The 14841-nt window shown below is 50.0% G+C and carries 11 protein-coding genes and 1 tRNA gene; 4 read left to right on the forward strand and 8 right to left on the reverse strand.

The window, feature by feature from the left end:
• Positions 1-63: 63 nt before the first annotated feature.
• From JXR92_RS06990 to JXR92_RS07005, 4 genes are all read right to left on the reverse strand, one after another.
• Positions 64-3336 carry a S41 family peptidase gene (locus JXR92_RS06990; protein ID WP_138345853.1) on the reverse strand — a complete coding sequence of 1091 codons (3273 nt, stop codon included), beginning with the start codon at positions 3334-3336 and terminating at the stop codon, positions 64-66.
• A gap of 76 nt (positions 3337-3412) precedes the next feature.
• Positions 3413-4192, reverse strand: a complete 780-nt coding sequence (locus JXR92_RS06995) for a DnaJ domain-containing protein (protein ID WP_119961778.1) — start codon at positions 4190-4192, stop codon at positions 3413-3415.
• Positions 4193-4391: 199 nt separating this feature from the next.
• Positions 4392-4465, reverse strand: a tRNA-Pro gene (locus JXR92_RS07000).
• A 183-nt stretch (positions 4466-4648) separates the two neighbouring features.
• On the reverse strand, positions 4649-5398 hold the full coding sequence (locus JXR92_RS07005; RefSeq protein WP_165491384.1) for a NigD1/NigD2 family lipoprotein: 750 nt from the start codon (positions 5396-5398) through the stop codon (positions 4649-4651).
• A 373-nt stretch (positions 5399-5771) separates the two neighbouring features.
• On the opposite strand from JXR92_RS07005, the gene JXR92_RS07010 reads away from it, so the two are divergent.
• Entirely contained in the window at positions 5772-6302 is a 531-nt protein-coding gene (locus JXR92_RS07010; protein ID WP_008665685.1) for an HU family DNA-binding protein, read from the forward strand.
• A 51-nt stretch (positions 6303-6353) separates the two neighbouring features.
• Here the strand turns inward: JXR92_RS07010 and aroB are convergent, their stop codons facing one another.
• Complete coding sequence (gene aroB, locus JXR92_RS07015) at positions 6354-7415, reverse strand: 3-dehydroquinate synthase (RefSeq protein ID WP_117974686.1); 1062 nt, start codon at positions 7413-7415, stop codon at positions 6354-6356.
• A 207-nt stretch (positions 7416-7622) separates the two neighbouring features.
• On the opposite strand from aroB, the gene JXR92_RS07020 reads away from it, so the two are divergent.
• From JXR92_RS07020 to cls, 3 genes are all read left to right on the forward strand, one after another.
• Entirely contained in the window at positions 7623-8036 is a 414-nt protein-coding gene (locus JXR92_RS07020) for a hypothetical protein (protein WP_016274145.1), read from the forward strand.
• Between the two features lie 108 nt (positions 8037-8144).
• A complete protein-coding gene (locus JXR92_RS07025) occupies positions 8145-11069 on the forward strand; it encodes a TonB-dependent receptor (protein WP_138345855.1) in 2925 nt (974 codons plus the stop codon).
• 177 nt (positions 11070-11246) lie between these two features.
• A complete protein-coding gene (cls, locus tag JXR92_RS07030) occupies positions 11247-12686 on the forward strand; it encodes a cardiolipin synthase (protein WP_117964893.1) in 1440 nt (479 codons plus the stop codon).
• A 64-nt stretch (positions 12687-12750) separates the two neighbouring features.
• Here cls and rsmD read toward each other — a convergent pair whose 3' ends face one another.
• From rsmD to JXR92_RS07045, 3 genes are read right to left on the reverse strand one after another with little or no spacing between them, the layout of a single operon-like run.
• Positions 12751-13299: a 16S rRNA (guanine(966)-N(2))-methyltransferase RsmD gene (gene rsmD, locus JXR92_RS07035; RefSeq protein WP_117964891.1), complete on the reverse strand. Its 549-nt coding sequence runs from the start codon at positions 13297-13299 to the stop codon at positions 12751-12753.
• Entirely contained in the window at positions 13290-14069 is a 780-nt protein-coding gene (locus tag JXR92_RS07040) for a DUF3822 family protein (protein ID WP_117588673.1), read from the reverse strand. Before JXR92_RS07040 ends, rsmD begins: the two co-directional genes overlap by 10 nt.
• Before the next feature lie 18 nt (positions 14070-14087).
• Complete coding sequence (locus JXR92_RS07045) at positions 14088-14774, reverse strand: hypothetical protein (protein ID WP_117964889.1); 687 nt, start codon at positions 14772-14774, stop codon at positions 14088-14090.
• Positions 14775-14841 lie beyond the last annotated feature (67 nt).

Here is a 14841-nt window from a genome sequence, read left to right on the forward strand (position 1 = left end):
GTTTAACTCCTTAATATATATTGGCCTATATGGCCGGTATTCCTGCGTGGGGCAGGGCGGTACTTATTTTTCGAGTTCCTTCAGCAGTTCCTCTACGGCAGCTTTCAGTTGTGTGTCTTCTCCCTTCACGATGGTCTCGGGTGAATTGGCTACCTTGATGTCCGGCTCCAGCTGCGAGTTCTCCAGATAGCTGCCGTCTGGTAGGCGGTAGCCTACGACGGGGATGCCGAATACCAATGACGGGTCTTGCAGGCGCTCCCACGACACGCTGGTCATGGTTCCCGGCACGGGCATACCTACCAGCTTGCCGATGCCGCGGTGGCTGTATACCCACGGCGTGCCGTGCGCATTGGAGTAGTTGGCCTCGCACATCACCATGATGGAGGGTTTGTTCCAGCGGCGGCTGGGCATGTCGCACGCCTCGCGGCCGCGCACCACCTGGGTGAAGTATTTCTGTCCGCTGAAAAGTATTTCTATATCCTCGTGCAAGCGTCCGCCGCCATTGAAACGGGTGTCGATGACGATGCCTTCGCGGTTGTTGTACTTGCCCAGGATGTCCGAGTAGACAGAACGGAAACTGTCGTCTCCCATAGACTCAATGTGCACGTAACCCAATCGGCCACCCGACCATCGGTCAACGTCTGCCGCGCGCTGTTTCACCCAGCGGCTGTAGAGTAAATCGCTGAACGCACCGTTCGTAATGGGGATAATGACCTCTTCCCAGTGCTCCTTGGTCTGCGGGTCGAAGAGAGAAACAAGTGTTTTCTTCCGTGCCTTGTTGTTGAGCAGCGTGTAATAGTCCGCATCGGGGGTGATTTCCACGCCGTCTATCTTTTCGATGACTGTGCCGGCTTTCACCCGGGTGTTGGCTGTGTCGAAGGGGCCTTTCTCTACTACTTCGGCAATGAGCATGCCCCGGCCCGTGTAGTTCCAGTCGAAGAACAGTCCCAGACTGGCAGTAGGCTCGGACTGCCCTTTGGGATAGAAACGGCCGCCGGTGTGAGATACGTTCAGCTCGCCCAGCCATTCGCTCAGCAGTTCGGCAAAGTCATAATTGTTGTCGATATGGGGCAGGAAGCGGCGATAGGCGGCGGTCATCTTCTCCCAGTCCACTCCGTGCATATTGGTATTGTAGAATCGCTTCTGCTGCTGGCGGTACACGTGGTCGAACATGTATTCGCGCTCCGCAGCCAAATCCATCTTGGCATCTACCTGGAAGGTGATGGGGGTCAGCGCATCGGATGAAGTGTCCATTTTCTGCATCTTACGGCTGCCCAGCAGGAAGAGGTTTTTACCGTCCTTGTCCAGCTGCATGTCTGCCCATCCGGCATCCATCTTGTGCAGCAGTTTGGTTTCCTTCTTGCGGAGGTTCATCTTCCAGAGGTCGTAGCCACCTTCGAAGGCTGCCAGGTAGTAGAGTGTCTCGCCATCCTTGGAGATGATGGTGCTGCCCATGTCGGAAGAGTTCGGGGTGAGGCGCACCACACGGTCTTCGATGCCTTTCAGCTCTACGACGATGTCTTTCGGCTGGTCATCTTTTTCGTCAGCATTGCTGTCTTTCTTGTCGTCTTTCTTCTTTTTATCCTTGTTTTTGCCTTGGGGGGTGTCCTTCCCGGCAGACTTCTTCTGCTCCTTCTCCAGCTCCTTGTGCAGCTCGTAGTCTTCTTTGCTCAGACAGTATTTGTCGTAGGCGTCTTGGTTGAGGAAGACGAGCATGGCGTCGTTCAGCGAGCCCCATGAGGCGTGGGCACGCATGCCGTAGCGTTCGGTGGTGAAGAGGATGGCGTTGCCGTCCAGCGCAAAGCGGGGATAGCCGCTCATGTAGCCGCTATTGGTGAGGTTGATGATGTCTTTGCCTCCCTCTGCGTTGACCAGGCCGATGTCGGAGTAGGGGTCGTGCTTGTTGCCGGTGAACTCAAGTGTAAACCACTTGCCGTCCGGCGACCATGCGTAGTCAAATCCTCCGCCGGTGCTGTACCAGGTGGAGCCGTCCGTAATCTGGCGCACCTTCTTCGTTTCCAGATTGAGCACCATCAGCCGGATGCGGTCTTCGATAAAGGCGAGTTCCTTACCGTCGGGCGAGAATTGCGGATAGGCACGTTCCACGGTGGTGGAGGGCAGCAGCACTTCTTCTTCAATCAGCGTGGCGTTCGGGAAGTTAGGGTCTTCCTTGCGGACTATCTTGGCAAGGTAGAGCTGCCAGTTGCCGCCTCGCTCGCTGGCGTAGGCCAGGGTGCGGTTGTCTGGCGCAAAGGAGAGGCCCGCTTCGCGTGCCGGTGTGTGTGTCACCTGCTTGGTAGTGGCATAGTCTGCCGAAGTGACAAAGACTTCGCCGCGCAGCGTGAAGGCAATCTGCTTTCCGTCCGGGGACACAACGGCAGAAGTGGCTCCGTCGGAAGACTGCAGGTTGGCGAATTGCGGCCGGTCATCGCGCACAATTTCTATGGCGACTTTCTTCGGGGTGGCATCCGGCTGCTGGGTATAGATTTCGCCGTCGTAACCGTAGCACAACGTCCCGCCGTCACTCATGGAGAGAAAGCGCACGGGATGTGTCTTGAAGCTGGTGATGGGCTTCACCTCTCGGGGCTGTGCCAGCGGGAAGGCATACACGTTGAATGAGCCGCCGTTTCTCTCACTCAGAAAGTAAACCGTTCTTCCATCGGGTGACAACACCGGGTTGCGGTCTTCGCCCGCGCGGTCGGTGAGGTTGGTATGGATACCCGTCTTTGCATCATACAGCCAGATGTCGCGGGTGATGGAGGAGGTGTGGTGCTTTCTCCATTCATCTTCAAATCCCTTGCGGTCTTGGTAGAGGAACTGCTGGCCCGCCTTGTCGAAGCAGACCGCTTCGGCAGGGGTGCCCAGCACTTGTTCCGTACGCCCTCCCGTTGCAGGTACTTTGTAAAGCTCGGTCATGGCCGACGTGGGGAAAAGAGCGCTGCTTGCCGGGTCCTGGATGGAGGCGGAAAACAAGATATACTTTCCGTCCGGAGTGAATGTGGAGGGTATCTCACCGGTGGAGTGGGTAGTGAGCCGTTGGGCGGTTCCGCCGTCTGCCGGCATCACGAATACGTCGAAGTTGCCGTATCTGTCGCTGGCAAAGGCAATCTGTTTGCCGTCCGGCGACCATATGGGGGTACATTCGTAGCTCTCTTGGGTAGTAAGCTGTGTGGCGGTTCCACCTTTGGCAGGCACCTTGTAGATGTCTCCTTTGTAGCAGAATGCGATTTCCGTACCGTCGGGAGAAATTTGCACATCGCGCATCCAGAGCGGCGTGGCGGCATGTCCGGCAATGGCAGTAAGGCCTAGTGCAAGGATTGCAAGGGTTTTCTTCATAAATGTGTGGGTTGATGTTAATATAGAATGTTTATAAACGTCATGATGCTGTCCACAAGGCAAGGCACGAGGTATGTCATTTCATACCTCGTGCCTTGTATATCTGTTCTTTGGCATTGTTGATGCTTTGGAACTTCTCTTCTGCGGCTTTCTTGATGTCTTCGCCCAGCGTTGCCACCCGGTCGGGATGGTGTTTCAAGGCTAGGCGGCGGTAAGCGGCACGCACTTCGTCATTGGTGGCGGTAGGTTCAATTTCAAGTACTTTATAGGCCTCGTTCAGTGAGCTGCCGCCCAGGTTGAGCATGGATTCCACTTCCTTGACGGATAGTCCCATGTACATGGCCACTTCTTTCAAGGCTTCTATCTCCTCGTTGCAGACGTGTCCGTCGCTTTTGGCAATTTCTACCAAGAATACCAGCAGTTGCAAGCGTTCCTCGTATGTCAGGTTGGCGGCAATCTGCGTTCCACAGTCACGGATGGTGTTTTTAAATGCCAGTGGGTTTTGTCTGTCCATCTGCTTGCGCTGTTCGAAGAGGTTGAGCAGTATTCGTTCTCCCTCGCCCACGGCAGCCTCACCGAATGTGCTTCTCAGAAAGCGGCGGACGAATTCCATTTCACTATGCATGATGCGCCCGTCTGCACGGATAATGTACGAAGCCATCACGAGCATGGAGAAGAGGAAACTGTTCCGTTGCCCGGTATAGGTAGTGCCGCGCGTTGGTTCTTCTCCATAATAACTGCCTGCGTCATTTGAATCGGTGTCGAACAGTGAACCGAATACAAAACCTGCCAAGGCTCCCAGCGGTCCTCCGGCCATGAAACCGATGATGCCGCCTATCCATTTAGCTGCTCCCATAATTTTTCTTGTTTAAAGTGCAAAAATAGAGATTTCTTACGAGAATTCCAGTAATTTGATGGGCTATTCCCACTGAAGCGAATAGCACCGTCTTCTTTTTGTACATATTCAGCATATTCATGGCAGCAAGTCTGTCATTAAGAAATACTATAAAAATTAAGGAGTTAAGTCTTAGACTTAACTCCTTAATGCTCAACAGTCGGGATGACAAGATTCGAACTTGCGACCACACGCCCCCCAGACGCGTACTCTACCGGGCTGAGCTACATCCCGAATTGTGGGTGCAAATGTACGGCTTTATTTTAAAATAGCAAATATTTATAGTGCTTTTTTTATTGAATGAACCTATATTTTGCAGTTTCAAGGCTTTCGGCCAACGTGCCCTACTCTCTTTTTACTTGTATGCCTGCTTCGCAAGGCAATGGCTTTGAGCGGGCAGGCATACTTTGAATGAAGTTATTGCAGGTTTAGGCTATTTCTTACGGAAGTGACAGCCGGACTTTCGGGCGTTACGGATTTCCGGGTACAATAATCGAATTCCGCAGACTTTTCGCCGCTGAATGATTTCCATTTCAGTTTCAATTTAACGGTCTTGCCTTCTGTATCAGGCAGGGCATCCAACTTGAAAGCAACCAGACCGTCCGCATACCTGCCGTAAATATCGCCCTTGGCATTGTGGCGGAATTCTACTTCATACGGGTTTTCCGGATTCTCGCTCAGCAGCAGATTGACAAAGTGCTTTGTTTGATAGTCTCCTTGCTGAGTTCTAAAGCGAAGGGTTAGATAACCGTCTTCTGCAATGGTCACCCAATCGTTCACAATTTCCACCGGGTCGGTGCCGTATACGGTATCGTTCTCTTCACCCAAATCCGGGGCGATGGGTTTGGTAAGGATACTGTCTATCCAGTTTATATGTACAGCTTGGGTGTAGATATCGCTGGGCTCGTCCACTTCCTTGTAGTTTACCAAAGCGCGGACTTCCTTTTCGCCATAGGGAGATTTCGTCATGTTGGTAGGCAGCAGAGTGGTCTTGTCATCCAATTGCAGAAAGACTGTCTGGTCTGCATCGGTCTTTACCGTTACCAGGGCATTGGGGAATCTCATGGCATAATTATCATCGTCGTCCAGGCATGATTGGAGGCTTAAGGAACTGATGGTTGCAATAGCGATTAAAATTTTCTTGTTAAAGATTGACTTTATTTTCATAGTGTACTCTTTTAAATTAAACATTCGGAATAGGCTTCACTTTTATAAAAATAGCATATTTGCGAAAACCCTGCATGCGGCATTGTTAATTAATGATAAGAGCCGGAGTAAGCTGGTGCGGAACATTATTCCCCGATACATGAAAGATATTTGTATATCAGGTGGAATATGATTATCTTTGCTGTATGAGATGCACATCTCGCGTGTGTTGAGATGTATGTCTCGAACTGCATGAGATGTGCATCTCGTGCATGTTGGGGAATAGCTGTCCGGCCGTATGGAAACTGGCTTTCTGTTGAGGGGAAGTAAACTTCGGGTGGGGTGTCGGCAGTCTGGTTGCAGTAAGAAACATTATGTTCATTGTGAAAAGAGTATGAGTATAGTCTATTTGGTTCGAAAGAAGGTTTTCCGCACGGCGGAAGGGGTGAAGCAACTCTATTATGCTGTGCAGCGTGTGTTACAGCGGCGTGGAGGTGTGACGGCAGAGCTGCTGGCGCAGCGTATGGCATCCAGAAAAGGGATGAGTTCGGGAGACGTGCAGAGTGTATTGATAGATTTGCCGAAGTTTATAGAGGAAGCGCTGATGGAGGGAGAGTCGGTGACCATTAAGGGGCTGGGTTCCTTCCATGTGGCGGTGACGAGTGACGGGTTTGAGCATCCCGACGATGTGATGCCGGGCAAGGTGCGCTTATCTCGTGTCTATTTTCGTCCGGATAAGTCGCTGGTGGCGAGGCTGAACAGCGGGATGGATTTCTACCGTTATCCGCTTAGCCGATATTTCCCTCACGATATGTTGCGGCCGGAAACGCTGCGAAAGGAGCGGGCCGAGGGAAAGACGGGAATTCCGGATGAAGACCCGGTTGGGATGGAAAATGATACGGAGGACTTTTCGGGGGAGGAGTGAGCGATGAATGTGGAAGAATTCAGAGAATACTGTCTCTCCTTGCCGGGAGTGCTATGCTCCCATGCACTCCCTATAAAAGTCGAACATCTCGAAGATAGTATCCTTGTCTGCCGTCTGGTTGAGACAGATGTTACCCACTTCTTTCAATAGGGTGAAGTTGATGACTCCGGCGGTATTCTTCTTGTCATGCTTCATCAGTTCGTACAGCTGGTCGTACTGTTTGCAGTTGAAGGAGAAGCTGCCATAATTCTCTTTGACGAATTGGATGGTCTGGCGCATCTTGTCCTTCGGGAATCCGGTCTTTATATAAGAAAGGTATAGTTCGCAGACCAGCCCCCATGCCACTGCATAGCCGTGCAGCACCGGACGGTTTTCGGCAAGGGCGAGGCTTTCGAAGGCGTGTCCCACGGTGTGCCCCAGGTTCAGGGCTTTGCGGATGCCATGTTCCTGCGGGTCTTCTTCTACGATGTGTTCCTTTACCTGCACGGAACGTCCTACCATGGACTTCAGCAAGGCATAATCTATCTTCTCCGTATCGAAGGCCAGCAGTTCCGCCAGATGTTCCGGGGTACTGATGAGGCCGTGCTTCAGCATCTCCGCATAGCCGGAGAAGAAGTTATGGGCATCGAGGCTGCGCAGGAACTCGGTTTCCAGCAGCACGCAGGCGGCAGGAGCAAAGACGCCGATTTCATTCTTCAGACCGTTGAAGTTGATGCCCGTCTTGCCTCCCACGGAAGCGTCGACCATGGCGAGCAGCGTAGTGGGAACGTTGATGTAGGCGATGCCCCGCTTGAAGGTGGAAGCGGCAAAACCGCCAAGGTCGGTCACCATGCCACCGCCCAGGTTGATGAGCAGGGAGTGGCGGCTGGCCCCTTTCTCACTCAGGGCTTGCCATACGGCAGCCAGCGTTTCCAGATTCTTGTGTACGTCTTCTGCACCGATAATAATTTCTTCCGCTTCTTCCAAGGCGGGGATACCGTCCAGATGCGGGCGGCAGAGGCGGTGGGTATGCTCGTCGGTAAGGATGAAAAGCTTGTCATGGGGACACTTCGCTATGGCATGCGTCAGGCTGTTTGCCAGTCCTTCGCAAAGGATTACTTCTTGTTTACTCATCTTGTTAATTACAAATTACGAATTACCAATTACTGATGTTACGGATTATGAAGGAAAGGGGGCCTTCTTCATTATATTGTGGCACAAAGATAGCTCTTTTGGCAATAAAACGTTATCTTTGTCCCGTGAAATTCTATGGGTGGCAAGGCGTTTCCGTCATCTGCCTCCCACTATTTGTAATTAGTAATTTGTAATTGATTGATAGAAATGAGAGCATTACTTCCCGTTTATTGCCGTCCGCTGGGTTATTTCATCATAGCTTTGGCGTTGTTCCTCCCTTTCATATTCCTATTGTGGGGAAAAGTGACAGATGCCAACTTGCTGTTTTACAAGGAATGCTCCAAACTCCTGATGATGATGGGGGCACTGATGATAATCTTTGCCTTGACGAAGAACGAGAATAAGGAGATAGAGCAGGTGCGCAACAAGGCCACGCGCAATGCCATCTTTCTGACCGTTCTTTTTATCTTCGGCGGTATGCTCTACCGGGTGGCGCAGGGTGACCTCCTTTCGGTCGATTCTTCTTCTTTTCTCATATTTCTTATATTGAATGTGCTTTGCTTGGAATTTGGTATAAAGAAAGCGACAGTTGATAGATTATTTAAGCGGAATAGTCGATAAACGGAGCAAATCGTCATGTGGGGCATTAAACCTTTTGCCCGGAAGTCTGTCAAATGAAACAGTGAATAAAAGGCATTGTTCATTTAAGAATAGACAAAGAATAGACACATGAAGAAAATTATCACGGGGATGGCGTTGCTGTTGGTAACAACGCTGTCTGCATTCTCACAGACCAAAAACATTACGGTATCGGGCCGTGTCGTGGAGGACACCAAGGAGCCCGCGATACAAGCTACCGTGCAGTTGCTTTTGTTGCCAGACAGTGTCCAGGCATCGGGTACGGCTACTACGGCACAAGGTTATTTCACTCTTCCCAAAGTCAGTGCGGGTAAATACGTGCTAAAGGTTTCTTATATCGGGTTCAAGAGCCGGTACATCCCTTTACATCTTTATGCCACGACAACCGCCAAGAACGTGGGTACCCTGACACTGGAAACGGATGCGGTGATGCTGGCCGAGGCTGTGGTTACGGCAGAAGCGCCGCAAGTGCAGGTGGTGGAAGATACATTGGTCTATAATTCCTCTGCTTATCGTACCCCCGAGGGAGCCATGCTCGAAGAGCTGGTGAAGAAGTTGCCCGGTGCGGAGATTGATGACGAGGGGAATGTGAAAATCAACGGTAAGGACTTGTCGAAGATTATGGTCGACGGGAAGGAGTTCTTTGGTGGAGACGTAAAGACCGGTTTGAAGAATCTGCCGGTAGATATGATAGAGAAGCTGAAAACCTACGACAAGAAGTCCGATTTGGCACGTATCACCGGTATTGACGACGGTGAGGAGGAGACGGTGCTCGACCTGACCGTAAAGAAAGGCATGAACCAGGGGTGGTTCGGTAATGCCGATGTGGCCGGAGGTACGGAAGACCGCTACATGGGACGTGTTATGCTGAACCGTCTTGTTGAAAATACTCAAGTTACTCTTATTGGCTCTGCCAATAACGTGAACGACCAAGGCTTTTCAGGCGGTGGCGGTCCTCCGCGCTGGCGCAGGAACAACGGACTTACTGCAACGAAAATGCTGGGTGTAAACTTCGCTACCCAGACCGATAAACTGGAACTGGGTGGTAGTGCACGCTACAACTATCAGGATGGGGACATTGCAAGCATTGGCTCTACCGAGGACTTTCTGCCGGACGGCAACTCTTACTCCAACTCGAACAGCAAGCAACGTAACAAAGCCAAGAATTTCAATGCCGATTTCCGTATGGAGTGGAAGCCGGATTCGATGACGAATATTATTTTCCGCCCCAACTTCTCGTATGGTAAAACGGACAATCTCTCCAATTCTGAGAACGGTACGTTCAATTCCGACCCTTACAGTCTGGTGAGCGACCCCAATAACTGGCTGAATCTGGAGAAGATTCTCAATCCGGACGATGACCCGTTGAGAAGTATCCGTATAAATGCCATCAATAGCGGTTCGCTGAGTGACAATAAGAGTGTGTCTACGGATGCAACCTTGCAGTTGAACAGAAAGCTGAATGACAAAGGACGCAATGTCACGTTCCGTGGAAGGTTCGGTTATACCAATACTGACAACAACCAGTATACGGAGTCGGAAACGCACTACTTCCAGTTGTTGAATGCTTTGGGAGGAGACTCCATCTTGGTACGTAACCAGTACATCACTACTCCTACCAAGAACTACAATTACAGTGCACAGCTGACTTACAGCGAACCGATAGCCCGTGCCACTTTCCTGCAATTCAGCTATCAGTTCCAGTACAAGTACAGTGAGAGTGACAAGACGACGTACGATTTGCAGGGCTTTCCGGATTGGGGATTGTCAACCCAGCTTCCCACGGGATATGAAGAGCATGCGGTGGACAGTCTGGGTAAGTATGCGGAATATCGCTACTACAACCACGATGCATCCGTGTCCTTACGCTTTATCCGCGAGAAGTATCAGCTGAGCGCAGGTATGTCGTTTCAGCCGCAACATTCTGTGTTGTCCTATAAACGTGGCGACTATATGATTGATACCACCCGCAATGTGTTCAACTTCGCTCCGAACCTGGACTTGCGCCTCCGTTTCTCCAAAGTGAGCCAGCTGCGTATAACATACCGCGGGCGTAGCAGCCAACCGAGTATGGAGAATCTGTTGCCGATTGTGGACAACTCCAATCCGCAGAATGTGCGTATCGGTAATCCGGGCTTGAAGCCTTCCTTCACGCACAGCATGAGATTTTTCTATAATACGTATAATGCCGAAAAGCAACGCGGTATTATGTCGCACGTCAATTTCTCGGCAACGCAGAATAGCATCAGCAACAGCCGTGTGTACAATTCGGAAACCGGTGGATGGACTACAACTCCGAAGAATATCAACGGTAATTGGAATGCGTTCGGCTTGTTCGGCTTCAATACAGCGCTGCCCAATAAGAAGTACACCATCAGTTCTTTCTCCAATGCCAGATATCAGAACAATGTGGCTTATCTGACGTCCGGTAAGGGAGCAGATGCCGTGGAACGGAAGAATACGACCACCAACCTGACGCTGGGCGAACGTCTGAATGCCGCCTATCGTAACGACTGGTTTGAATTCGGCTTGAACGGAAGCATTTCCTATTCAATAGAGAAGGATAAACTGACGCCTGACAATAACCAGGAGCCCTATACCTTCTCCTACGGTGCCAATACGCAGATTTCCATGCCGTGGAACATGACGCTCTCTACCAACATTGCCAATCAGAGCCGTCGCGGATATACGGACAGTAGTATGAACCGTAATGAGCTTATCTGGAATGCGCAGTTGTCGCAGACTTTTCTGAAAGGAAATGCCACTGTCAGCTTCGAGATGTACGACATTCTGAAGAGGCAGAGCAACATCAGTCGTTCGCTGACTGCAAGCGGTCGCTCGGTGTACGAATATAACGGCGTGAACAGCTATTGCATGCTTCACTTCATCTATCGTCTGAATATTTTCGGCAGCAAGGCCGCACGCGACAAGATGCAGGGTCGACGTGGCTTCGGTGGTCCGGGCTTTGGTCCGGGGCATGGTCCTGGCCGTTTCGGAGGGCATAGGCCGTTCTAAAATCCTTTTCTGTATAAGGTTTGTAAAAGACACAGAGGCACAGAGCTTATTCTTTATATTATATAAGCTCTCTGTATCTCTGTGTCTTTGTGATTTTCCTTTTCTTTTTCTTTCATTTCATTTTTTGTACTTCATTTCTTTTTCCTACATTTGTTTCACACTTAATTGTCTGTGAACATGCTTGATTGGAACTTCATTGCCAGCCAGATTGCTACGATAGCCTTCGACATTGTTTATTTCGGTGCCATCATCGGAACGATTGTCGTCATTATCCTCGACAACCGCAATCCGGTGAAAACCATGGCATGGATACTGGTATTGATGTTCCTTCCTATCGTGGGGCTGGTGTTTTACTTCTTCTTCGGGCGTAGTCAGCGCCGTGTGCGCATGATAGGGAAGAAGAGTTACAGTCGCTTGTTGAAGAAACCTATGGCGGAATATCTGGCGCAGGATTCATGTACGCTTCCCATCAATTACAGCCGTCTCATATCTTTGTTCCGTAATACCAACCAGGCTTTCCCCTTCGATGGAAACCGGGTGGAAGTCTATACCCTGGGGCTCTCCATGCTGCAATCCCTGCTGCGCGAATTGGGGAAAGCAACGAAGCATATCCACATGGAATTCTATATCTTTGAGGACGATGCCATCGGGCGCTTGGTGCGTGATGTCCTGATGGAAAAGGCGCGTGCCGGGGTAGAGGTACGTGTGATTTATGATGATGTGGGTTGCTGGCATGTTCCCAACCGTTTTTTTGAAGAGATGCGCGAGGCCGGTATCGAGGTACGCAGCTTCCTGAAGGTACGTTTTCCGCTTTTCACCAGCAAGGTGAATTATCGTAATCATCGGAAAATAGTTGTCATTGACGGGCACATCGGCTTTGTGGGGGGGATGAATCTTGCCGAACGCTATATGCGCGGATTCTCATGGGGCATCTGGCGGGATACACATCTGCTGCTGGAGGGCAAGGCTGTTCACGGATTGCAGACCGCCTTCCTGCTCGATTGGTACTTTGTGGACCGTACACTGATTACGTCTACCCGCTATTTCCCGAAAATAGAAAACTACGGTACTTCCTTGGCACAGATTGTAACGAGTGAGCCCGTGGGCCCATGGAAAGACATTATGCAGGGCCTCGTCATATCCATTTCCAGCGCAAAGAAATACTTCTATATCCAGACTCCCTACTTCCTGCCAACCGAAGCCGTACTTGTTGCCATGCAGACAGCTGCCTTATCAGGTGTGGATGTGCGTCTGATGCTGCCCATGCGTGCTGATAATCGCTTGACACATCTGGGCTCCTGCTCTTATCTGGCAGATGTGCTCTATTCGGGAGTCAAGGTCTATTTCTATAAGAAGGGCTTCCTACACTCCAAACTGATGGTTTCGGATGATGAGTTGTCCACGGTAGGCTCCACGAATGTGGATTTTCGCAGTTTTGAACATAACTTTGAGGTGAATGCCTTCATCTATGACACAGAAACAGCGCTTCAGATGCGCGAAATCTTCCTCCAAGATCAGCGCGACTGCGTACAGGTATTCCTGAAGAACTGGGTGAAGCGCCCTTGGTATCGTAAGGCTGCAGAGAGTGTGGTGCGGCTGATGGCGCCGCTTTTGTAAGTGGAAAGTTGAAAATGAGATAAAAATCAATACCTGATACATTCTCACCATTCATTTCCCATTTTCAATTTTCACCTTTCCGTTTAAAGAATGAGAAGTTCACGCTCCCGTACACCCTTCTCTCCACAAAGTGCGGATGTCCTTCGAAACTGTTTTTCTTCCCGTGTTCCAGAACGAAGAGGCCGTCTTCTTTCAGCAGGTTGTTTTCGAAGATAAGGTCGGGCAAAGTTTCCAGCCCGGCAAGTTCGTAGGGAGGATCGGCAAAGATAAAGTCGAATTGCTCCCGTTCGCTTTTGAGGTATTTGAATACGTCACCGCGTATGGGCAGGCACTTGTCCGTCTTTAATTCCTGCATAATCTTGCAGATGAAGGCATAGTGGTCGCGGTCTTTTTCCACGCTGATTACTTGGTCGCAGCCTCTGGACACAAGCTCGATGCTGATGCTGCCCGTACCGGCAAATAGGTCGAGGGCACGGATGCCGTCCTCAAAGTCCATGTAGTTGGAGAGTACATTGAACAGATTCTCTTTGGCAAAGTCTGTGGTGGGGCGTGCCTTGAAGGAGTGGGGCACGTCGAAACGTCGTCTTTTGTATATTCCACTGATTACTCGCATAGGGTTATGGCTTGCAGGTCAAGATTAGTGGCGGGATTCATGATGAATACCTGCCGGATGAATTTTCGCAGTTCGGGCAGTAGCAGCTCTTTGTCGTTCAGGTCACCGGTTAGGTGCAGCTCATCGCGCTCCTGCTCGAAGCCGAGTTGTTTCCATATATATAATAGGTAGTAGACACGGTCGGGTGTGCTTCTGCACTCAAAGGAATTGGCTAGAAGCAGGCGTCCGCGCTCGTAGCCGTATACGTCTACGGCATCTTTTCGCAAGTGTGCATACATTTTCCGGCTGTTGCCCAAGCGGCTCTTTGAAGAGAAGAACTCAATGAAGGGGCTGGCTTGGGAATAGAACTTGACACCGGGATACTGTTCGCGAAGGAAGGAACAGGCACTCTTATCCATGCCGAACAGTACGACAGTGTTGTTCTTATGCAGTATGTTGTATTGTACGGTTTCATTTTCCCGTTTAGGGTGGTTGTGATAGAAGATGATTTCCGTTTGTTCGTCTTCGAAGAACTCCAGGGGAATGAACGTGAAGCGTTTGTCTGCCATGAGCACATTGACACGGCGGAAGGGGCGTTTCAGCCACTCCAGCTCGCGGAAAGTCTGTTTCAGATTGGCAGTGAGGGAGAGGGACTCATCCACTTCACGGTCGTAGTAAGAAAACTCACCGTCGCCCAGAGGATTGAACACAGAAAAAGAAAATCCATCCGTGCTGAGACGGATGGATAATGTATACTGTTCCGATTTATTAAAATCAGTCGTTTCTATCATACGTTTGTCGGGGTGAGATTATTCCCAGTTACCGGCGTTGTTGTTAGCTGTTTCCAAGCTACCAATCATCAGACCGCAGTACTTGCCAAGTTTGGTTTGTACGTCCTTGATGTTAGCAATTTCCTGCTTATCCAGACCGTTCAAGTAAACTTCATACGGAGTCTTCACTTCGAGCAAACAGAAAGGAGCACCGGATTTGGCTGTATCGTTCTTGATGGCCATTTCGAATTGTGCACCGTTTCCGAAGGGAACATATCTCATTGAATCGGGGTTGAAACCTTTCGGGAAGATAGTGTCCAATACGGCTACCCACAAGGTATCACGTTTGAAGTTTTCCAATCCCCATTTCTTTACTTCATCATATTTGCCGGTCTTCTTGGCTTTATTGATGATGTTGATGGCTTTCTTTTCAGTCAGACCGTCTTCCAGCTGCTTATCGTTCAGTTCTCCTTGCTTGAAGATGAACGGAAGTTTCTGGTTTTTAACAAAGTCAATCAGAGAGTCGAAGCTTGCAGTATATTGCTGGTCATGTAAAGTACGATATTCCAATTGTGCTTTACGGATGTCAATCAGACGTGCAATGACAGCTGCATCTCTGTGCTTCTTTGCTTTTTCAAAGTTGATAGGACCCATAATGCTGGCGTAACAAATATAAATTAGCACCAAAGCACATAAGCCTAAAATGACATTAAATACTGTTTTCATGATAAATATGTTTTTTAGTTGTTATATTCGCACCGCAAAAATAAAAGAAATTAATTTAAAAACGATA

The organism is Bacteroides parvus (genome assembly GCF_017309675.2).
GTDB lineage: Bacteria > Bacteroidota > Bacteroidia > Bacteroidales > Bacteroidaceae > Bacteroides > Bacteroides uniformis.

Excerpts from the sequence above, each read along its gene's own strand:
- JXR92_RS07010 (WP_008665685.1), top strand. The coding sequence starts at position 5,772 with ATGAGTATAGTCTATTTGGTTCGAAAGAAGGTTTTCCGCACGGCGGAA.
- JXR92_RS07025 (WP_138345855.1), top strand. The coding sequence starts at position 8,145 with ATGAAGAAAATTATCACGGGGATGGCGTTGCTGTTGGTAACAACGCTG.
- JXR92_RS07005 (WP_165491384.1), bottom strand. The coding sequence starts at position 5,398 with ATGAAAATAAAGTCAATCTTTAACAAGAAAATTTTAATCGCTATTGCA.
- cls (WP_117964893.1), top strand. The coding sequence starts at position 11,247 with ATGCTTGATTGGAACTTCATTGCCAGCCAGATTGCTACGATAGCCTTC.
- JXR92_RS07040 (WP_117588673.1), bottom strand. The coding sequence starts at position 14,069 with ATGATAGAAACGACTGATTTTAATAAATCGGAACAGTATACATTATCC.
- JXR92_RS06995 (WP_119961778.1), bottom strand. The coding sequence starts at position 4,192 with ATGGGAGCAGCTAAATGGATAGGCGGCATCATCGGTTTCATGGCCGGA.
- JXR92_RS07020 (WP_016274145.1), top strand. The coding sequence starts at position 7,623 with ATGAGAGCATTACTTCCCGTTTATTGCCGTCCGCTGGGTTATTTCATC.
- JXR92_RS06990 (WP_138345853.1), bottom strand. The coding sequence starts at position 3,336 with ATGAAGAAAACCCTTGCAATCCTTGCACTAGGCCTTACTGCCATTGCC.
- JXR92_RS07045 (WP_117964889.1), bottom strand. The coding sequence starts at position 14,774 with ATGAAAACAGTATTTAATGTCATTTTAGGCTTATGTGCTTTGGTGCTA.
- rsmD (WP_117964891.1), bottom strand. The coding sequence starts at position 13,299 with ATGCGAGTAATCAGTGGAATATACAAAAGACGACGTTTCGACGTGCCC.
- aroB (WP_117974686.1), bottom strand. The coding sequence starts at position 7,415 with ATGAGTAAACAAGAAGTAATCCTTTGCGAAGGACTGGCAAACAGCCTG.